Genomic DNA, 19,054 nt, shown 5'->3' on the forward strand with positions numbered 1-19,054 from the left:
GCTCGGTTTCGTACCCGCCCGGCCAGGAACGCGAGCCCGTACAGCAGGCTCAGCCAGCCGTCCGGGTCGGTGGCGCGACCGCCTCACGCAGTTCGGCGGCGGTCTGGGCGACGAGATCGGAGAGCGTCGCGTCCGGGTCGGCCAGCCAGCGGGACGTGGCGCGCCGGGAGACCGCAATCGCCACGTCGATGATGAAGCGCGCTTTTCCGGGCTCGACGCCGCGGTGATCGAGCGCCCCTACCAGCGCTTCGGCGATGTCGGCGAGCTTGATCAGGTCGCGCTCGGCCAGCGCCGGGCTGGCGGCGATCACCTTGACGCGGCGCAGCAGGAACTCGCGCGATTGAAAGACCTCGTCGGCCGTTCCCAGCGCGTTGAGCAGCGCCTCGATCGGTGTGAGGCCGGGGTCGGCCGCCTCGACGCCGGCGGCAAGGTGGGCTTCGAGTTCGTTGCCGGCGAAGAGGACTTCCCGCTTGTCGGGGAAGTAGCGGTAGAAGGAGCGCTCGGTCAGGCCCGCAGTGCGCGCGATCTGCGCGACCGTGGTGCGCTCGAACCCCTGCGTCTCGAAGAGTTCGAGCGCCGCGCGCTCGAGCCGCCCCTGTGCGTCTGACTCCCATCTCGGCATGCCCACCAGCATATGACAGCAGAGGCTGTCGTCATGGCGTTAGGATCGATGACAACAGATGCTGTCATCACTTGGAGATCGTCATGAAGGCTCTTCAGTTCGACCGGTTCGGATCCCCGGACGTGATCGTGCTCCGCGAGGTCCCGAAGCCGGAGCCGGGACCCGGCCAGATCCGGATAGCCGTGCGGGCGTGCGGACTGACGCCGGGCGACTGGGCGGTGGTCGACGGCCTGCTCGCCGACCAGTTGCCGCCGCTGCCGCGCGGGCTCGGCACCGAGGTCGCGGGCACCGTCGACGCGCTCGGCGATGGCGTCATCGGCGTCGAGATCGGCGACCGCGTGTTCGGCCCGGCGGCCTTCGACGGCCCGACGGCCGGGGCGGCCGAGTATGCGCTGATGGCGGTCTGGGCCCACGTTCCCGCGGGCGTCACCGCCGAACAGGCCGCCGCGCTGCCGATGGCGGCCGAGACGGCATGGCACGCGCTCGACGACCTCGGCGTCCAGCCGGGCGAGCTGCTGCTCGTCCACGGCGCGGGCTCCACCGTGGGTGAGGCGGCGGTGCGCCTGGCGCTGCACCGGGGTGTCCAGGTGATCGCCACCGCCGGGCCGACGCGGGCCGCAGCCCTGGAAGAGCTCGGCGCCCTGGTGACCGGCTACGGCGACGGCATGGCCGAACGCGTCGCCGCACTGGCCGGGGCCCGCGTCGACCGCGCCCTGGACACGGCCCCGACCGGCGGCCGGATCGACCGCGCCGACCAGGCCAGCCCGGGCGGCGGCTCGCTGCCGACCCTGATAGAGCTGACCGGGGACCCCGACCGCGTCCTCACCGTCTCGGACTTCGCCGCCGCGGCCGAGCTGGGCACCCGGATCACCCAGATCGAGATGCGCTACGACCGGATGGGCGAGTTCGCCCGGCTGGCGGGCGAAGGCGTTCTCGCCGTATCGGTGGCCCGCACGTACACGCTCGACCAGATCCAGGAGGCGGCCGAACTCAGCCAGTCCCGTCGGCCCGGCGGCAAGCTCATGCTCGTCCTGTGATCAGGCGGTCAGCGGAAGGAAAAGCGGCGGGCGCCCAGGTCATCTTGTCCTGGTGCGGCTGTCGTTGACGTGGTGGACGGCCCAAGCGGCTGCCGGCGACGGCCCCGGCACACAGACCGTCGCGATCCACGGCGCGTCTTCCTCCGGACCGGCCGCCCACCCGGCGGCCGGCTCCACTCGTCGGTGAAGCCGCCACCGCAGGACTGTCAGGGGTGTCCGCCGCAGCCGCAGCCCGTCATCGTGGCGCCCTCCTGCGGTGGCGAGGTCTGGGCGGCGGCCTCTTCCACCGCCGCGAGAAGCCGGCGGCGTTCCTCCGGCGGGATCCACCTGCCGTCGACGACCACGCCGTGGATGCGGCGGGTGTTGCGGATGTCACGCAGCGGGTCCGCGTCCAGGACGAGCAGGTCGGCGGCCTGTCCGCGGGCCACGGTACCGACGGCGGGCAGACCGAGAGTGCGGGCCGCGTCCCGCGTGGCCGTACGCAGGGCCTCGGCCGGGGTGAGGCCGGCCGCCACGAGCAGTGCCAGCTCGTCGTGGAGGGCGAAGCCCGGGACGAGGTATCCCGTGCCGGTGTCGGTGCCCGCCGCCAGCCGCACACCCGCGCCGTGCAACTCGCCCACCAGCCGGAGCCGGTGCGCGAAGATCTGCCGGATCTGCCGGTCCTGCTCGGGGGTGCGCCCACCGGTCAGGGCCGCCAGTTGGTCCGGCCAGCTCTCCACCTGCCAGGCGGGCAGGTACTTCCACTCCTCGGCCCGGGACGGAACATCGTCGGGCAGCTCCAGTGTGCGGTGCACGCTGAGCGTGGGGACGACCGCCGTCCCGTTGGCCGCCAGGTTCCGGAAGAGGGCGTCCGCCCGGTCCCTGTCGTAGCCGCGCACGGCCCGCCATTCGAGGGGATGCACCTGCTGGAACCAACTGTGGTAGCGGGACAGGCTGCTGGGGTCGCGCGGGTCGATCCTTACGGCGGCCAGGCGGCGCCGTATCTCCTTCTCGTGCCGTGACGTCGCCAGGAGCAGCGCGTGCAGGTGCTCGATGGTGCGGTGGCCGGTGGCGCTCGCCTCCCCGATCCGTACGGTGTCGGGGCAGTGCCCGAGGTGCGGAATGCCCTGGCGCCGCGCCTCGTCCGCGATGGCGAAGTAGGCCTCGCGGGACAGGCGGGAGTACACCTTGACGAAGTCCGCGCCCTCGCGCTTGACCCGCCGTACGGCGCGCCGGGCCTCGGCCGCGTCGCGCACCTCGATGGTCGGGCCCACGTCGGCCGCCCACAGTGAGGGCGTGCCGTCGACGATGGGGCTGCCGACCACCCAACGGGGGCCGAGCAGCGCACCGTTGCGGATCTTCTCGCGCCACTCGTGGTGGATCGCCTGGCCCCGCATCTCCCGGACCGTGGTGACGCCGGCGAGGGCGTACAGCGGCGGGACCACTGACTCCGGGCCGTCGCTGTGGGTGTGCGCCTCGATCAGTCCCGGGGTCAGGTACTTGCCGGTCAGGTCGACCGTACGGGTGCCCGGGCGGAGCCGCGTGCGTGCGCTCGGGGCGAGTCCGGTGATGCGGCCGTCCTCCACGACGACCGTCATGTCGGGGGCCGGGGGTGCTCCCGATCCGTCGATCACCGTGACGTGGGTGAGCGCCAACGGGCCTGTGTCGGCACCGTTTCGGGCCGCCGGACCGGCCGCGCGTGCCGTACCGGCGGACGCCGCCGTGCTCGTCAGTGCCGTACCCGTCACGGCCGCAGCCCCGGCCAGGAACCCTCGTCGAGCCATGCCGCGCTGTGCCCCAACTGCTGCTTCGGACATGCTGTTTCCCCCTCCAGCTTGTGAATCCGTCGGCCGCCTCCGCCGACACCCACGACTCTGGCGGACGCGGGGCGACAGGACAGTGCGGCCAGCCAGTGCGTATAGGGGTGTTGCTGGGACCACCGGGGGCCGTCCCCGGCGCATGATCACGTCGCGTCGCGCCCCCGAGAGGCCCCTTCTCCGAGACCTCCGCGCCGTCCCGCGCTTCCGCCAGGAACGTGGCGCCCAGCCGAAGAGGACCTGCGGTGCTCCGCGCGGCCCGGCGCCCGCGCTCCTGGCCACAGCACTCGGAACAACCACCCGGACGGAGCGCCCGACGAACCGGTCGAGGGGTCCCGGGACGCATACCGTGACTTCCTGATCTTCACCGCCCGTCCGTGAGGCTGACGGCGAATCGACCAACACGAGAGCCAGGGAGACGTGAAGTGTCCAGTTCGTCCAGCGAAGAGGCAGGCCAGCAGCCCGACGTGCTCATCGTGGGTGGCGGATCCGCCGGAGCGGTGCTCGCCGCGCGGTTGAGCGAGGACCCGCAGCGGCGGGTGCTGCTGCTTGAGGCCGGACCGGCCTATCCGCCCGACGGGTACCCGGACAAGGTCGCCGACAGCGACGCCGTCGGGGGCCTCACCGGGCATGACTGGGGCTACATGACCGAGCCCGGCGTCATCGGCCGCCCCGTCGCCGCCTTCCGCGGCAAGGTGCTCGGCGGGAGTTCCGCGGTCAACGGCGGGGCCGCGGTGCGGGCCCTGCCCGCGGACTTCGCCCGGTGGGCCGAGCGGGGGCTCAGGGGCTGGGCGTTCGATGAGGTGCTCCCCGACTACCGCACCCTGGAGAACACCCCCAGCGGCGAGGACCACTGGCACGGGCGAAGCGGGCCGCAACCGGTGCGCCAGCTCAGTTTCGAGGACCTGACCCCCGTTCAGCAGGCCTTCATCGACGCGGCTGCGGCCAACGGGATCGTGAAGACAAGCGACCTGAACGGCCCGTCACCGGCGGGCGCCGCCGCGTTCACGAAGAACGTCGTGGACGGTATCCGCGTCAACACCGGCATGGCGTACCTCGACGGTGCCGTACGCCGGCGGCCCAACCTGGAGATCCGCGGTGACGTTCTGGTCGACCGCGTCGTCTTCTCCGGATCGCGGGCGACGGGCGTGGCACTCGCGGACGGCACCATCGGGCAGGCGGCCGAGGTGGTGCTCTCGGCCGGCACCTACGGCAGCGCCGCCATCCTGCTGCGTTCCGGCGTCGGGCCTTCGGGGGACCTGCAAGCCCTGGAGATCCCGGTCGTGGCGGATCTGCCCGTCGGCCGGCACCTGGTCGACCAACTCTTCTACTACATCGCGTACGCAGCCCGCCCGGACCTGATCGGAGCGGTCACCCCGGCGGTCGGTTCAATCGTGTGGACCGCCAGCTCGCACGCCGAACCGGGCGAGCTGGACCTCCACCTCATCGCGCAGCACACGTTCGATCCGTCTCAGAGCCCGACCGGCGCCGGATTCGTGATCGCGGTCGGCATGATGCACCCGAGTTCGATCGGATCGCTGACGCTGGCCGGGCGTGATCCGGACCTGGCCCCGCGCATCGATCTCAACATGCTCGCCACCGCCGAAGATCGAGCGCGGCTGATCGAGGGCATCCGACTGGCCCGGCGTATCGCCACCACCTCGCCGCTGGTCGAGATCATCGACAGTGAGCTGAGCCCCGGCGCGACGGCGACGAGCGACGCCGATCTCGAAGCCGCGGTGAGCGCCACGATCGAGTCGTACGGACACCCGATCGCCAGCGCCCCGATGGGAGCCGACGACGACTCGCGTGCGGTCGTGGACCGGCTCGGCAATGTCCGCGGACTCACCGGACTTCGCGTCGTGGACGCCTCGATCCTTCCGGACCCGATCAGCGCGGCGCCCAACCTCACGGTGATCATGGCTGCCGAGCACATCGCCCGGCTGGCGTACCGGTAAGGGCGGACGGCCGACGCCGAGGGCATCCACCGGGTGACGACGGCGCGCCCGTTACGACGTGACCGCAGCGTCCTCCCCGTCGGTCACCGCAGCGGAGGATGGCGCTCCCGCGCGTCCGGCGCGCAGCCCCGCAGGATGAACGCGATCACATCATCCAGTCCGCCTTCCGCCGCCTCCGGGGCTCGGTGGCGGCCAGGGCGGCGTAATCGTGAAGTGTCCACTTCGACGAACCCGAACCTCACCGGCGAGTACGCCCCGAGGAAGGCGTACGACCAGTCCGACGGCGGCGCTCTGAGTCGCCTCGTCGTGCGGATCGTTGCACCCGACCCCGGTCGGGGGCACCGGCGGTGCCTGAGTGCTACTTCGTGGCGGGTGGCGTCCCCTTGTCCGCCGTGCGGAAGTGGACAGGGGCCTGGAAGCGGGCCTTGCGGGCCGCGCGGCGGAAGACTGTCAGTACCGCCGGGCCCGCGAGGGTGACGCAGACGATGTTCGTGACGGCTCTGCCCGTGTCCCAGCCCAGCGAGGTGGCCAGGTCGAAGGCGACGTAGCGCTGCCACTGTTCGGTGAAGGGCAGGCCCGGCAGATAGGCGATCGAGCTGTTCGGGGCGAGGGGGAACGGCCAGAAGAAAAGATTGAGCAGGAAGCCGAAGAGAAAGCCGGAGAGACCTCCGTAGACGGCGAGCAGCAGTACCTCGCGGCGGCCGGTGGCGCGGGGCAGCAGGCCCGCGAGCATGCCGAAACGAAGGCGCAGCCGAACATCTGGTAGGGCATCCATGGTCCGACGCCGCCCGTGATGAGCGCGGAGGCGAACAGGGAGGTGCAGCCCAGGGTGAAGCCGAAGCCGGGGCCGTACACCCGCCCGGCCAGGACGAGGCTGAAGAAGACGGTCTCGATCCCGGCGGTGCCGGCGCCGAGTGGGCGGATCGCGGCGTTGACCGCGGAGAGCACCCCGAGCATGGCCAGGGCCTTGGAGTTGATGCCGCCTTCGGCGATCTCCGAGATGACCACGCACAGGATGAGGACGAGGAGCACCCCGAAGATCGCGAGCGGCGCGTAGGGGAGCCGAAGGTGCCCGGTGCGACGAAGAACGGCCAGAAGAAGGCCACGACGCCGGGGAAGGCCGCCATCGCGATGACGATCGCGGCGCGTACGGGGACGCGGATCGCGGTGGTGCGTGGCTGTTCGAGGGTGCCGGTTCTCTTCATTCGTCATCGCCTGCCGTGGCCCGGGCCAGTGCCGTCGTCGCCTGATCCACCGTCAGGTACGGCAGTGGGGCGAGTACTTTGGCGATCTGGGGTGCGAAGACCGGTGAGGAGACGACGACTTCGGCGGCGGGGCCGTCGGCGACGATCTCTCCTTCGGCCATCACGACCACCCGGTCCGCGGTGCGGGCGACGAACTCCACGTCGTGGGTGGAGACGACGACGGCCCGCCCCTCGGCCGCCAGATCGTCGAGGATCCGGGTGAGTTGGGCCTTCGCCCGGTAGTCGAGGCCGCGGGTCGGTTCGTCGAGGAGGACGACGCTCGGGGCCGTGGACAGCTGGATGGCGAGGACGAGGGAGAGCTTCTGGCCCTCGGACAGGTCGCGGGGGTGGGTGGCGTTGTCGATGCCGGGAGCGAGTCGGTCGAGGATCGCGTGTGCGGACAGGCCGCCCTGGACGGCCGACTCGGCGTCCGCCTGGTCGAGTTCCTGTTTGACGCTTTCCAGATAGAGCAGGTCGGTGGGGGGGCTGGGGGACGAGTCCCACCAGGCGGCGTGCCGCTGTGGGCGATACGGTGCCCGGGTCGCGTGAGCCGGTGCCCGCCTTCTCCTCGGCACACGGTGTGACGCGTACGGTTCCGGCCGTCCGGGTTCCGGACCCCTGGAGGGCCCACAGTAGCGACGACTTGCCTGATCCGTTGCGGCCCATCAGCGCAGGTCTCGCCCCCGCGCAGGTTCAGGGCGACTTCCCGGACGGCGGGGAGCACTTGGCCCCGGTACCGGACGCTCACGTCCCGGGCCTCCAGGAGACGGTCCGCGCCGGCCGGTACGGGACGGGCCGGCGGAACAGGTACGTCGGCGAGCCGGGCGCGCAGGGGTGCGGCGGCGCGGCGGGCGTCGCGTACGGACAGGGGCAGCGGTGACCAGTGGGCGTAGCGGCCCAGTTCGACCACGGGCGGGGCGATCGTGGTCGTACGGAAGACGTCTGCGGGTGGGCCGGACACGACCCGGCCGTCGCCGGGCAGGTACAGCACCCGGTCCGCGTACTGCACGACGCGCTCCATGCGGTGCTCGGCGAGCAGCACGGTGACGCCGAGGTCGTGCACGAGCCGGGTGATCGTGGCGAGGACTTCCTCGGCGGCGGTGGGGTCGAGCGCGGAGGTGGGCTCGTCCAGGACGAGGATCCGGGGGTGGGCGGTGAGGACCGAGCCGATGGCGACGCGCTGTTGCTGGCCGCCGGAGAGTTCGTGCGGGGCCCGGTGGCGCAGGTCGGCGAGGCCCAGGAGGTCGAGGGTCTCCTCGACGCGTTTGCGCATGGTCTCGGGCGGGACCGCCAACTGTTCCATGGCGTAGGCGAGTTCTTCCTCGACGCTGTCGGTGACGAATCCGTCGAGGGGGTCCTGGCCCACCACGCCTACGACGTCTGCCAGTTCGCGGGGCGGGTGTACGGCGGTGTCACGGCCGTCGACGGTCACCGTGCCGTACAGGGTGCCGCCGGTGAAGTGCGGGACGAGCCCGTTGACCGTGCCGAGGAGGGGTGGACTTGCCTACCCCGGTGTGGCCGACGACCAGGCAGAGTTCGCCTTCGTCGACGGTGAGGTCGACATCGGTGAGGACGGGTGCGTCGGTGTCGTCGTAGTGGACGCTGATGTGGTCGAACGTGATCACTTGGCGCCGGCTTTCTGCGTGGGCTCGGGGCGTGGTGCGGGCGCCCGTACGGGTTTGGCCGCCGGCGACGTCGTACGCGCTCCGCCGCCGGGCGGCACCGGTGGCGGCGCGAGGAATCCCGCGCAGCCCGCGAGCAGGATCGCGGCGGCCGGGACCGGCGGCAGCGTGGGCCAGCTCAACGGGTAGATGGACGGGTTGAGTTCGGCGGCGTCGAAGCCGACGTTGGTGAAGAGGAGCACCGCCGACAGGACGCCGCAGCCGGCCACCGCCCACTCCGCGAGGCGCCACGGGTCGGGCCGGTAGGAGGTGCGGGTGACCCGTCGCCCGCCCAGCCGCAGTCCGGCCAGGCACAGGGCGGCTCCGAGTACGAGGGCGGGCAGGCCCAGGAACGCGGGTGCGGACGCGTCGAGCAGGCCGTAGGCCCCGGCCTCGCCCCGCCCTCGCGCATCCGCAGAGGGACCTGCCGAACACTCATCGCCGTACCGGCCGCCTTCACGGCCCTGGCCCTGACGGCGCTGCCCGCGCTCGCCACGTCAACGCCCGCGCAGATCGCCACCTCCAAGACGAACGGCGTGAGTTACCTCCGCTCGTTGCAGGCCGCGAACGGTTCGTACGCGGGCAGCGGCCTCTCCAACGAGTGGGCGTTCTCCGCCTTCGCCGCGGCTGGGACCGCGGCTGTCGACGTCACACCGGGCGGTGACACGACCAAGAACGCCCGCACCGTCTACCGCGCCCACCTCGCCAACGCCGCCTGGCCCGGCACCTCCCCGGTCGTCACCGACTACGAGCGCGGCATCATCAACGCCTACTCCGCCGGAGTCGACCCCGCCCGCGTCTCCGCGAGTCGCAACCTCGTCGCGGACACCTACGCGTACTGGCAGAACTCCGAGCCGGGCTACTGGGGCGCCTCGGCCAACTTCAACGGCACCGTCTTCGCACTCATCTCCCTCGCCGGCGCCAAGACCCAGACCGGCGCCCAGCGTGTACCGCAGGCGCTGCTCGACACGTCCGTCGCCACGGTCCGCGCCAACCAGCACGACGACGGCGGCTGGACCTTCGCCAAGGCCGAGGGCGACCCGGTCAAGCTCGCCGGCGCCAGTGACATCGACATGACCGGCGCCGCCATGGCCTCGCTCTGCGTCTCCGGTGTCCCGGCCACCGACCCGGCCGTCCTGGAGGCGAAGGCGTTCCTGAAGTCCAAGCTGATCCGGGCCACCGGCGGCTTCGACTCCCTGTACGCCGTCAACAGCAGCTCCAACGGCTGGGCGGTCTCCGGTCTCCAGGCGTGCGGCATCAATCCGCAGACCGGCGACTTCCTCACCACGGCCGGCAAGACGCCCGTGGACTTCCTCATCGCCCAGCAGTTCAACCCGGCCGGCGGCTTCAAGTACCAGCCCACCGACACCGGCCCGTCCGCGTACTCCTCCATCGACGCGCTGCGCGCCGTGGCCGGCGGCGGCTTCATGGCCGCACCGCCCACCCCAACCACCGCCGGAGCCCCGCGCTGGGTCGCCACCTCCGGCTTCACCTCGGGCACCGCCACGAAGCTCGCTCTCACCGTCCACAACGGGGCCTCGCTCAAGGTCTGTTCGGTGGCCTTCACCCCGACCGCGTCCACCACCACCCTCAGGGCGGTTCTCGACGCGGCGACAACCTCGGCCACTCCGGCCGGCTGTGTCACCTCCGTCACCCCGGGCAGCGGTGTGATCACCGACATCAACGGCACGGCCAACAGCGGCGGTTCGACCTGCAAGACCAGCGTCGACGGCGCCACGGCCACGGCCGCCAACCGGAGTTCGGTGATCAACCTGGGCGACACGATCTCCCTGCGCTACGGATCCTGACCGACGACGCGGTGATCCCGGAGACCGAGGTGGCTGTCACGCCACCCACTCCGGGATCACCGCGTTCGGCGTTCTTGTCAGGGCGGGTCTTCCTCGGTAGGACTGTGCTCGTAGGTGATCAACCGAACTCCAGTACGGGGCCTCCGGGTGCCTGATCACGGTGGCCGGACGATGCCCTGGTTCTCGAAGGAATCCCGAAGAAACTCGAAGGAACAAGGAGCCGCTCATGAGCCGTCCGCAGAACTTCGGGCCGAGCCGACGCCGTGTCCTGGGCGGCGCCGCCGGGCTGGCCATGGCCGCGGGGCTGTCGTCCGGCACGGCGTTCGCGGGAGCGGCGGCGTCTCCGGCCGACGAGGCCCGTCGGCGCGGGCATGCCGCCCGGGTGACGATCACACGGGACGACTGGGGTGTTCCGCACGTCGTGGGCGAGAGCGACGCCGACGCGGTCTTCGGGATGATGTACGCCCAGGCCGAGGACGACTTCAACCGCATCGAGCAGAACTACCTCGTCGCCCTGGGCCGGCTCGCCGAGGCCGAGGGCGAGCGTGCGATCTGGCAGGACCTGCGTCAGCGGCTGTTCCTCGATCCCGAGGAGCTGAAGAGGGAATACGCGAGGTGCCCGGCGTGGCTGCGTGCGCTGATGCGGGCATGGGCGGACGGGCTCAACCACTACCTCGCGACACACCCCGAGGTGCGTCCGCGCGTACTCGACCGGTTCGAGCCGTGGATGCCGTTGAGCTTCTCGGAGGGCAGTATCGGCGGTGACATCGAGTCGGTGCTGCTCTCCCAGCTCGAAGCCTTCTACGGCGGGCGGGACGTGCCGGTCACCGACGAGGAGCGGGGGCTGGTGCCGCGTGAACCCACGGGGTCGAACGGCATCGCCATCGCGCCGAGCCACACCCGTAACGGCCACGCCCTGCTGCTGATCAACCCGCACACCAGCTTCTTCTTCCGTGCCGAGCAGCATGTGACGAGCCGCGAGGGGCTCGATGTCTACGGCGCCGCCACCTGGGGGCAGTTCTTCATCTACCAAGGCTTCAACGCGCACACGGGCTGGATGCATACGACCAGCGGGGTCGACAACATAGACGAGTTCGCCGAGACGATCGTGACGGGCTCCGACGGCGCCCGTTCCTACCGTTACGGCGACGAACTGCGCCCCGTCACCTCGAAGACGGTCACCCTGTCCTTCCGTACGGCGCAGGGCGGCCAGGAGAAGCGCAGCTTCACCACGTTGGCCACCCACCACGGCCCGGTCGTTCGTGAGGCGGACGGCAAGTGGATCGCGTGCGCGCTGATGAACAAGCCCGTCGAGGCCCTGACGCAGAGCTTCCTGCGCACCACGACGCGCGACTACCGGCAGTATGTGAAGGTCGCGGGACTCAAGGCGAACAGCTCGAACAACACGCTCTTCGCGGACTCGAAGGGCGAAATAGCCTTCCTGATGCCGCAGTTCATGCCGGTGCGGGACGACCGGTTCAACTACCTGAAGCCGGTCGACGGCAGCGATCCGGCGACCGACTGGCGGGGCACGCACAGCCTGGACAGCATGCCCCGGGCGGTGAACCCGAGGAACGGCTGGGCGTTCAACACCAACAACTGGCCCTGGACCGCCGCCGGCGCGGACAGCCCCGACGCGGCCGACTACCCGCGCTACTTCGACCGGGTCGGCGAGAATCCGCGCGGTCCGCAGGCGGTCCGCGTACTGACCGCGCGCGACGACTTCACCCCGCGGACGCTGATCGAGGCCGCGTTCGATCCGTATCTCACCGCATTCGCACGGCTGTTGCCGGGGCTCGTCGCCGCGTGGGACCAACTGCCGCGGCGCGACGGGCAGAAGGCGAAGCTGGCCGGTCCGGTCGCCCTGCTCCGTGACTGGAACCACCGCTGGTCCGCGAAGTCGACGGCGACGTCGGTGGCCGTGTTCTGGGGTGAGGACATGTGGGCGCTCACCTCCCAGGCGGCGGCAGCGGCCGGGATGTCGGTCTGGGACTACATCGCCGACCGCGCCACGGACGCGCAGCGGCTCGGCGCGCTGGAGACGGCGACGGACCGGCTGCGGCGGGACTTCGGCGACTGGCGGGTGCCGTGGGGCGAGATCAACCGCTACCAGCGCAACGACGGGGCGATCGTGCAGGAGTTCAGCGACGCCAAGCCGAGCATCCCCGTGCCCTTCACCTCGGCGCGATGGGGCTCCCTCGCCTCCTTCGGGGCGAAGGCGTATCCGGGAACGAAGCGCTACTACGGCACCAGCGGCAACAGCTTCGTGGCGGTGGTGGAGTTCGGGCCTCGCCTGCGCGCCTGGGCGGTGACCGCGGGAGGGGTGAGCGGGCACCCCGACTCACCGCACTTCGACGACCAGGCGGAGCGCTACGCGAGCGGGAATCTGCGGCCCGTCTACTTCTATCCCGAGGACCTCAGGGGCCATGTCGAGCGGAGGTACCGGCCCGGCGGGTGACCGAGGAACCGGAACCGGCGCGGCGGCTCACGCACGTCGGTTCGCGCCGGTCCTGGCCGGCCCAGGACTCCGCGCGGTCGTGAGCCGCGCCGCCGCCGCGGCCGTGAGCCGCGCCGCCGCGTCGTTCAGCAGGGTGTCCAGCACGACCGGGTAGGCACTGTGCGTCATACGGGCGGCCAGCAGCCGGGCGGTGGCGGCGATGTGGGGGTGGGTGTCGGCGGGGAGCGTGGCGTACGTGGAGTTCCACATCTCCTCGTCCGTCGCGCGGGCCTCGTCCGTGAGGGCCAGCGATCCCGCGTCCAGGGCGGCGAAGGCCAGGCTCGCGTCGATGAAGGCGTGGTAGACGCGTACGGCCGTGGCGTCGGGGAAGCCCGCGTCGCGCAGGACGCCGAGGATCGCTTCGTCCACCGCGATCTCCCGGGGCCGGCCGGTGACCCTGCTGGCGGTCAGTACCGCGGCCTGCGGATGGGCGAGGTACGAGGAGTGGATGGCGAGCCCGAGGGCGCGCAGATCGGCCTGCCAGTCCCCGGTGGCCGTCCAGTCGTCCAGCGCCCGCCCCATGAGTTCCTCGCCGATGGCCCTGGTCAGATCGTCCATGCCCGCGAAGTACCGGTAGAGGGTGCTCGGGTCGGCGCCGAGGGCGGTGCCCAGCCGGCGGGCGGTCAGTCCGGTGCTGCCGTGCTCCCTCAGTACGCGCAGCGCGGTGTGGACGATCAGCGTCTCGGACAGTACGGAGCCCTGCCGGGTCGGACGGCGCCTGCGTCGCGCCCGCTCCGGCACCACCTGTTTCGGCATCGCGTCACTCCTCGGTCTTATGCCAACAGGGTTGACCTTAGCCGGGGCCGTCCCGTTGCATCAAGGCACATCAATGCACCCGGCAGGCGCCCGCCTGCGGGAACGAAAGGTGTGCGACATGCGTGTACTGCTCGTGGGCGCGGGCGGCGTCGGAACCGCCGTGACCCGGATCGCGGCCCGCCGGGACTTCCTGACCCATATGACCGTGGCCGACTACGACCTCTCCCGCGCCGAGTCGGCCGTCGCCGCGCTGGCGGAGCACGGGGGGCGCTTCAGCGCGCTGCGCCTGGACGCGTCCGACGAGGAGGCGGTGCGCCGGGCGCTCCTCGAGGAGCGGTGCGACGTCCTGCTCAACGCCACCGATCCGCGGTTCGTCATGCCGCTGTTCCGGGCCGCCCTCGCGGCGGGCACGCACTACCTGGACATGGCGATGTCCCTGTCGTCGCCGCACAGCACAGACCCGTACGAGCGTTGCGGGGTGAAGCTCGGCGACGAGCAGTTCGAGCTGGCCGGCGAGTGGGAGCGGTCGGGCCGCCTGGCTCTGGCCGGCATGGGCGTGGAGCCGGGTCTGTCGGACGTCTTCGCGCGGTACGCGGCCGACGAACTCTTCGACGAGATCGAGGAGATCGGTGTCCGGGACGGCGCCGATCTGACCGTCGAGGGCTACGACTTCGCCCCGTCCTTCAGCATCTGGACCACCATCGAGGAATGCCTCAATCCGCCGGTGGTGTACGAGAAGGAACGCGGCTGGTTCACCACCGCGCCGTTCAGCGAGCCGGAGGTCTTCGACTTTCCCGAGGGGATCGGCCCCGTGGAGTGTGTCAACGTGGAGCACGAGGAGGTGCTCCTGATCCCGCGCTGGGTCGACGCGCGGCGGGTGACGTTCAAGTACGGCCTCGGCGACGACTTCATCGCCAAGCTCAAGGTCCTCCACGAGCTGGGCCTGGACTCCACCACCGGGGTCACTGTCCCCGGCCCCGACGGCCCGGTCCAGGTCTCACCCCGCGACGTGGTCGCCGCCTGCCTGCCCGACCCGGCCACCCTCGGCGACCGGATGACCGGCAAGACGTGCGCGGGCACCTGGGTCAAGGGCGTCAAGGACGGTGCCGACCGTGAGGTGTACCTGTACCACGTGGTCGACAACCAGTGGTCGATGCGGGAGTACGGCTCCCAGGCAGTGGTCTGGCAGACCGCCATCAATCCGGTCATCGCCCTCGAACTGATCGCCGGCGGCGTCTGGTCCGGCAGTGGCCTCCTGGGCCCCGAGGCCCTGCCGCCCCGACCGTTCCTCGACCTCCTCACCGCGTACGGCTCGCCCTGGGGTCTGCGCGAGGAGATCTGACGGCGCTTCGGGGCGTACGGAGGCGCGCGGCTTCCGTACGTCTCGCGTCGGAGGAGCTGACAGGAGGGCGTCAGGATCCGGCGGCGGACACGTGGCGAACCAGCTCGGCGGCAAGGCGTCGCATGACCTTCTCGTTGGCGCGTCGCATCGTGGCCCGGACGACGGGTGCCAGCAGGCGGTCGGCGAGCGGGGCGCGCTCCCAGGCGTACGTGAACGAGACGCGACTGCCGCCGCCACCCGGCGATTCGATGGTGTAGGTGCCGTGGGCGAGCCGTCGGCCGGCGGCGCTGACGTTCCGTTCGACGATGCGCCGCGGCGGGTCGGCCTCGACGACCTCGATGGTGACGTCGGTCTTCGTGCCGCCCAGCGCGGCCGTGACGGTGGCACTCGATCCGACGCCACGAGGAGGGCCGCCGTAGCGCCATCCGGTCAGGTAGTGGTCGGTGAATCGCTCGTGGTGAGCCATGACATCGAGAAAGTCGTAGACCTGCTCCGGCGTCTGCGGAACGTCGATCGACACGGTGACGGGCTTCATGTACCACACGGTACACACCACATTTACCAATCGGTACACTCGTGAAGTGGTGAAAATGGACGACTCGCAACCTGAAGGCAACGCTCCGCCCGGCCCGGACGGGGACCGGCGTTCTCAACTGGTCGACGCGGCCGTCGACCACGTCGCCGCACACGGCTTCGCAGACCTGAGCCTGCGTGGCCTGGGTGACGCGATCGGCGTCAGCCACCGCATGCTGATCCACTACTTCGGCTCGAAGGAAGCGCTGCTCGTCGAGATCGTCCGGACGTCGGAGCAGCGCCGTCGTGATCAGCTGTCCCAGTTCCGCACGGCGCCCGGCCTCTCCCCCTCCGATGTCGCGAGGCACCTCTGGCGACAGCTGACGGACCCTCAACTGGCGGGTCAGGAGCGGCTCTTCTTCGAAATCTGCGGACACGCGCTGCGGGACCGCCCCGACACCGCCCTCTTCGTCGAAGGGTTCGTGAACGGCTGGCTGGAGCCCCTCACGGCCGCCGAGACCGCCGCCGGCACGGACCCCGCCGTGGCCCGCGACCGCGCCAGACTGGGACTCGCGACCGTCCGAGGCCTGCTGCTCGACCTGCTCGTCACCGGCGACCGCGCCGGCGTCGACGCGGCGATGGAGGAGTTCCTCCGCCTGTACTACGGCCCGGAGTGATCGAGCGGGTACGGGGGTCGGCCGGGAGGGGCCGGCTGGTCGGGGCCGCCGAGGGCGCTGCCGCACCTTACGGGGTGTAGACGGCGTCGCTGCCGTACAACTGCCTGGTGAACGCCGAGACATCGGCGCTGCGGTTGGAGCCGTCGAGGTTGTACGTCAGGAAGACGCCGTACGCCTCGCTGACCGTGCGGCGGGCAAGGTCGGCGGTCGTGGTCTGCGAGGTCCGGCCGATCTCGACGGCCGCGGGTGACAGCTTCGACTTGGGCAGCGCGATCCCGGGGACCTGCCAGCTGCCGTAGTACGGATTCCAGGCGTAGTCGAACTTGGACGAGACGTCCACGCCGCCGTACGAGAGCCGCGACGCGGCCGGGCCGATGTTGTAGAGGCTGATGATCTTGTCCGGCATGTTGGCGCGCAGGGCCGTCATGAGGTGGACGAACGAGCTGGCGTTGGGCTGTCCGGTGCCGTTGGTGCCGTACTGGGCGTACTCGTCGTCGAAGTCGATGCCGTCGAGACCGTACGTGGCCACGGCGTCCGACAGCTGTTTTGCGAACGCCGAAGCCGCCTGCTGGGAAGGGAAGTTGGCGAAGCCCGCGCCCTGGTGGTTGCCGAGCACCGAGAGGAGTACCTTGATGCCCTTCTGCTGCAACGGCCGTATCTGCGTGGCGGCGTTGTCGAGGACGCGCTGCACGTTCTCGTTGAAGTGCAGATACGCGGTCTTCGTACCCGTGTCGTAGTTGATGTTCGCCGCGAAGATCACGGCGACGTCGAAGACGTTGCCGCCACCGCCGGCCAGGGTGTACTTCCCGACGTTGAGCATGCTGTTGTTGTTCACCTCGACGTACGCCACCGAGACCGGCCCCTGTTTCGCCGCAACCGGAGCAGGGGCGGGGGCCGCTGCCGCGCCGGTCGTACCCGTCGTCGCGGTCGCGCCGACGGCAAGGGCCACGACGGCCGAGAGCGCGAGCGCCGCCGTCCGTACTCTGCTCCGCACCAAAGTGAGCATCGCTGATCGATCTCCCCTCGCATGGGTCGGCGCCCGGCCTGTTCGAAAGCGCCGAGTGAGCCCTCCGAGTTTTCCGCCCCCGCGCCCGATTCCCGGAAATCCCGCCCGAACTCTCACGACTCCCACGCACGCGTCACCACAATCCGGCCTGTGGGTACGGGAGTTGGCGCGATCCGCGACCCTGCCAAGGCCGGGCCGAGAGAGACCGATTCCGTCGATCTCGGTGTGTGGAACCTCGCCGTCGAAGAGGTCATCGACGGCATCTGGTAGGAAGCCACCATCACGAACGGCTGGAGGGGACCACGATGATTCTGGCGGTGCTGCCGGAGGTGGGGGTCGGCACGATCAGGCTCGGCATGTCGGTCCGCGAGGCGGTCGGGGTCGTGCGTGAGCTGGGCTTCGCCGCCTCGTACAGTCCTGACCGCGGCGAGGTGCCCGGGCAGGTGCTCTGCGAGCACAGGGAGTCCGGGACGGATTTCACTCTTGGCTTCACCAAGGGCGCGCTGACCGACATCCATCTGTACCGATTCCGCGTCGAGGACGCGGATGTGACGGTGGTCCTCGACGGGCTCGACGTCTTCCGGACTCCCAGCGAGGAACTGCTGGAGCGTCTCGCGGCACTGGGCCACGCGGTCGAACAGAACGACAGCGGCGTGGACACCCTTCCGGAACTCAAGGTGATTCTGTCGAACGAGAGCAGCTTCGAGTACCCGATGGACGAGGAGGGGGACCCGATCCACTTCGACTACGTCCTCGTCACCTCGGTGGACTTCAGGGGGCCGCGCGGGGACTGACTCCGGCGACCATTCGCTCGCCCTCGCGCATGGCTCTCCGCGCGTGGCCGTCCGGGGATCTTCGCACCGGGCACTGACAGCGGCGCGGTGACGGAGTCACCCCAGGGGGCGGGTGAGGGGTTCAACCGGGCGTTGGCAGATGCGGTACTTCTTGATCACCCGGGCACCCGCGAGCCGCATCGTCCTATTGGCACGGCGGTTGTCGGCCAGCATCCAGGACGCCTCCATGACGGGGTAGCCGAGGCGCTGGGCGTTGCGGGACAGTTCCATGCCCAGGCGCAGTTCGATGCCGCGGTTGCGGTACTCCTCCCGTACTCCCAGGACCATCACCCGCAGGCGGTCGACCCTCCGGCGTGCGCGGAGCAGGCGCATCAGGCCGAGTGGGACGCCCCAGGTGTGCAGCCTTCCGTTCGCCGCCGCCAGGGCGGGGGCCAGGTCCGGTACGGCCAGGACGAAACCCGCGGGTTTGCCGTCGACCTCCGCGACGGCGCCCAGCCCGGGGCGGAGGATCGGGCGCAACTGCCGTGCGAGGGTGTCGAATTCGCGGTCGGTCATGGGGCTGAATCCCCAGTTCCCTTCCCAGGCGGAGTTGTAGATCTCCTTGATCAGGTCCGTTTCGGCGGTGAAGTTCCGCATGTCCAGCGGGCGGATCCGAATGCCCCGTTCGCTTCCGGACCGCAGCAGGCGTGTCAGCTTCCGGTCCTCGTGCACGGTGGTGGGCAGTTCCCAGGCCAGCATCTCCGTCGCCGTGGTGAATCCGCAGTCGCGGATCAACCTGTCGTAGTACGGCGGGTTGTACGGCATCTCAACGGCGGGGCGGAGATCGAATCCCTCGGTCAACAGTCCGCATTCGTAGTTGGTGGAAAGAGTCACGGGGCCGATCAGAGTGACGAGTTGCCGTGCCCGTAGCCAGGACGCGGCAGCGGTGAACAGCGCGTCCGCCGCGCTCAGGTCGTCGACGCAGTCGAACAGCCCGAAGAAGCCGTCCTTCGAGCCGTGGAAGCGGTTGTGGTTCGGATTGCGCACCGCCGCGACGCGGCCCACGACGCGCCCCTCTCGCCGGGCCAGGAAGAACTCCGCCTCGCCGAACTCGTAGAAGGGATGGGCCCGGCGGTCCATGAGCCGGCGCTGGTCGCCGCGCAACGGCGGGACCCACAGGGGCTCTTGGCGGTGCAGGACATGGGGGAGGTCGATGAACGCCGAACGGTCCGAACGAGTACGGACCGGGGCCACTTCACACGCACCGTCTCGCATGTCTTCACGTGCGTCGTCAGACGCGTGGGGACTCCTCATAGCCCAACCAGGCTAGCACTCAAAGTAGTTGCTTGATCACGTGACGTGAC

At 70.6% G+C, this 19,054-nt stretch carries 13 protein-coding genes and 3 pseudogenes; 7 read left to right on the forward strand and 9 right to left on the reverse strand.

Annotated features, from left to right (window positions below; translation table 11 throughout):
- Positions 1-49: 49 nt before the first annotated feature.
- Entirely contained in the window at positions 50-622 is a 573-nt protein-coding gene (locus BHU15_RS14115) for a TetR/AcrR family transcriptional regulator (RefSeq protein WP_069627529.1), read from the reverse strand.
- An 83-nt stretch (positions 623-705) separates the two neighbouring features.
- Between BHU15_RS14115 and BHU15_RS14120 the strand changes: the two genes are divergently transcribed.
- Positions 706-1,659, forward strand: a complete 954-nt coding sequence (locus BHU15_RS14120) for an NADP-dependent oxidoreductase (protein ID WP_069627530.1) — start codon at positions 706-708, stop codon at positions 1,657-1,659.
- Between the two features lie 206 nt (positions 1,660-1,865).
- Here BHU15_RS14120 and BHU15_RS14125 read toward each other — a convergent pair whose 3' ends face one another.
- Entirely contained in the window at positions 1,866-3,455 is a 1,590-nt protein-coding gene (locus BHU15_RS14125) for an amidohydrolase family protein (protein ID WP_255293106.1), read from the reverse strand.
- Positions 3,456-3,880: 425 nt separating this feature from the next.
- Between BHU15_RS14125 and BHU15_RS14130 the strand changes: the two genes are divergently transcribed.
- On the forward strand, positions 3,881-5,413 hold the full coding sequence (locus BHU15_RS14130) for a GMC family oxidoreductase (RefSeq protein WP_218028060.1): 1,533 nt from the start codon (positions 3,881-3,883) through the stop codon (positions 5,411-5,413).
- Positions 5,414-5,771: 358 nt separating this feature from the next.
- Here BHU15_RS14130 and BHU15_RS14135 read toward each other — a convergent pair.
- The 3 pseudogenes from BHU15_RS14135 to BHU15_RS38250 form a co-directional block, all read right to left on the reverse strand.
- Positions 5,772-6,618, reverse strand: a pseudogene (locus BHU15_RS14135) (ECF transporter S component family protein).
- Positions 6,615-8,282, reverse strand: a pseudogene (locus tag BHU15_RS14140) (ABC transporter ATP-binding protein). The pseudogenes BHU15_RS14135 and BHU15_RS14140 overlap by 4 nt, the downstream one beginning before the upstream one ends.
- Positions 8,279-8,710, reverse strand: a pseudogene (locus tag BHU15_RS38250) (energy-coupling factor transporter transmembrane protein EcfT); the annotation flags it as partial. The pseudogenes BHU15_RS38250 and BHU15_RS14140, both read right to left, overlap by 4 nt.
- 18 nt (positions 8,711-8,728) lie before the next feature.
- Between BHU15_RS38250 and BHU15_RS14150 the strand changes: the two are divergent.
- Both BHU15_RS14150 and BHU15_RS14155 read left to right on the forward strand, forming a co-directional pair.
- Complete coding sequence (locus BHU15_RS14150; protein WP_069627505.1) at positions 8,729-10,126, forward strand: hypothetical protein; 1,398 nt, start codon at positions 8,729-8,731, stop codon at positions 10,124-10,126.
- Between the two features lie 226 nt (positions 10,127-10,352).
- Positions 10,353-12,584 carry a penicillin acylase family protein gene (locus BHU15_RS14155; RefSeq protein WP_218028061.1) on the forward strand — a complete coding sequence of 744 codons (2,232 nt, stop codon included), beginning with the start codon at positions 10,353-10,355 and terminating at the stop codon, positions 12,582-12,584.
- Between the two features lie 27 nt (positions 12,585-12,611).
- Here BHU15_RS14155 and BHU15_RS14160 read toward each other — a convergent pair whose 3' ends face one another.
- Positions 12,612-13,379: a TetR/AcrR family transcriptional regulator gene (locus BHU15_RS14160; RefSeq protein ID WP_079128131.1), complete on the reverse strand. Its 768-nt coding sequence runs from the start codon at positions 13,377-13,379 to the stop codon at positions 12,612-12,614.
- 118 nt (positions 13,380-13,497) lie between these two features.
- Between BHU15_RS14160 and BHU15_RS14165 the strand changes: the two genes are divergently transcribed.
- Positions 13,498-14,721 carry a saccharopine dehydrogenase family protein gene (locus BHU15_RS14165; protein WP_069627506.1) on the forward strand — a complete coding sequence of 408 codons (1,224 nt, stop codon included), beginning with the start codon at positions 13,498-13,500 and terminating at the stop codon, positions 14,719-14,721.
- A gap of 70 nt (positions 14,722-14,791) precedes the next feature.
- Here BHU15_RS14165 and BHU15_RS14170 read toward each other — a convergent pair whose 3' ends face one another.
- Complete coding sequence (locus BHU15_RS14170; protein ID WP_069627533.1) at positions 14,792-15,256, reverse strand: SRPBCC family protein; 465 nt, start codon at positions 15,254-15,256, stop codon at positions 14,792-14,794.
- A gap of 55 nt (positions 15,257-15,311) precedes the next feature.
- On the opposite strand from BHU15_RS14170, the gene BHU15_RS14175 reads away from it, so the two are divergent.
- Positions 15,312-15,911 carry a TetR/AcrR family transcriptional regulator gene (locus BHU15_RS14175; protein ID WP_069627507.1) on the forward strand — a complete coding sequence of 200 codons (600 nt, stop codon included), beginning with the start codon at positions 15,312-15,314 and terminating at the stop codon, positions 15,909-15,911.
- Between the two features lie 67 nt (positions 15,912-15,978).
- Here the strand turns inward: BHU15_RS14175 and BHU15_RS14180 are convergent, their stop codons facing one another.
- Positions 15,979-16,917 (reverse strand): endo-beta-N-acetylglucosaminidase H, encoded by a 939-nt coding sequence (locus tag BHU15_RS14180; protein WP_069627508.1) that lies wholly within the window; start codon positions 16,915-16,917, stop codon positions 15,979-15,981.
- 305 nt (positions 16,918-17,222) lie between these two features.
- On the opposite strand from BHU15_RS14180, the gene BHU15_RS14185 reads away from it, so the two are divergent.
- Positions 17,223-17,711: a hypothetical protein gene (locus tag BHU15_RS14185; RefSeq protein WP_069627509.1), complete on the forward strand. Its 489-nt coding sequence runs from the start codon at positions 17,223-17,225 to the stop codon at positions 17,709-17,711.
- Between the two features lie 96 nt (positions 17,712-17,807).
- Here the strand turns inward: BHU15_RS14185 and BHU15_RS14190 are convergent, their stop codons facing one another.
- Positions 17,808-18,944: a GNAT family N-acetyltransferase gene (locus BHU15_RS14190; RefSeq protein WP_079128133.1), complete on the reverse strand. Its 1,137-nt coding sequence runs from the start codon at positions 18,942-18,944 to the stop codon at positions 17,808-17,810.
- Between the last annotated feature and the right edge of the window lie 110 nt (positions 18,945-19,054).

It is taken from the genome of Streptomyces niveus (assembly GCF_001723055.1).
Classification (GTDB): Bacteria; Actinomycetota; Actinomycetes; order Streptomycetales; family Streptomycetaceae; genus Streptomyces; species Streptomyces niveus.

Bases quoted from the DNA above. Each gene is read 5' to 3' on its own strand.
- BHU15_RS14170 (WP_069627533.1), bottom strand. From the start codon at position 15,256: ATGAAGCCCGTCACCGTGTCGATCGACGTTCCGCAGACGCCGGAGCAG.
- BHU15_RS14165 (WP_069627506.1), top strand. From the start codon at position 13,498: ATGCGTGTACTGCTCGTGGGCGCGGGCGGCGTCGGAACCGCCGTGACC.
- BHU15_RS14180 (WP_069627508.1), bottom strand. From the start codon at position 16,917: ATGCTCACTTTGGTGCGGAGCAGAGTACGGACGGCGGCGCTCGCGCTC.
- BHU15_RS14115 (WP_069627529.1), bottom strand. From the start codon at position 622: ATGCCGAGATGGGAGTCAGACGCACAGGGGCGGCTCGAGCGCGCGGCG.
- BHU15_RS14125 (WP_255293106.1), bottom strand. From the start codon at position 3,455: ATGTCCGAAGCAGCAGTTGGGGCACAGCGCGGCATGGCTCGACGAGGG.
- BHU15_RS14155 (WP_218028061.1), top strand. From the start codon at position 10,353: ATGAGCCGTCCGCAGAACTTCGGGCCGAGCCGACGCCGTGTCCTGGGC.
- BHU15_RS14185 (WP_069627509.1), top strand. From the start codon at position 17,223: ATGATTCTGGCGGTGCTGCCGGAGGTGGGGGTCGGCACGATCAGGCTC.
- BHU15_RS14120 (WP_069627530.1), top strand. From the start codon at position 706: ATGAAGGCTCTTCAGTTCGACCGGTTCGGATCCCCGGACGTGATCGTG.
- BHU15_RS14160 (WP_079128131.1), bottom strand. From the start codon at position 13,379: ATGCCGAAACAGGTGGTGCCGGAGCGGGCGCGACGCAGGCGCCGTCCG.
- BHU15_RS14175 (WP_069627507.1), top strand. From the start codon at position 15,312: ATGGACGACTCGCAACCTGAAGGCAACGCTCCGCCCGGCCCGGACGGG.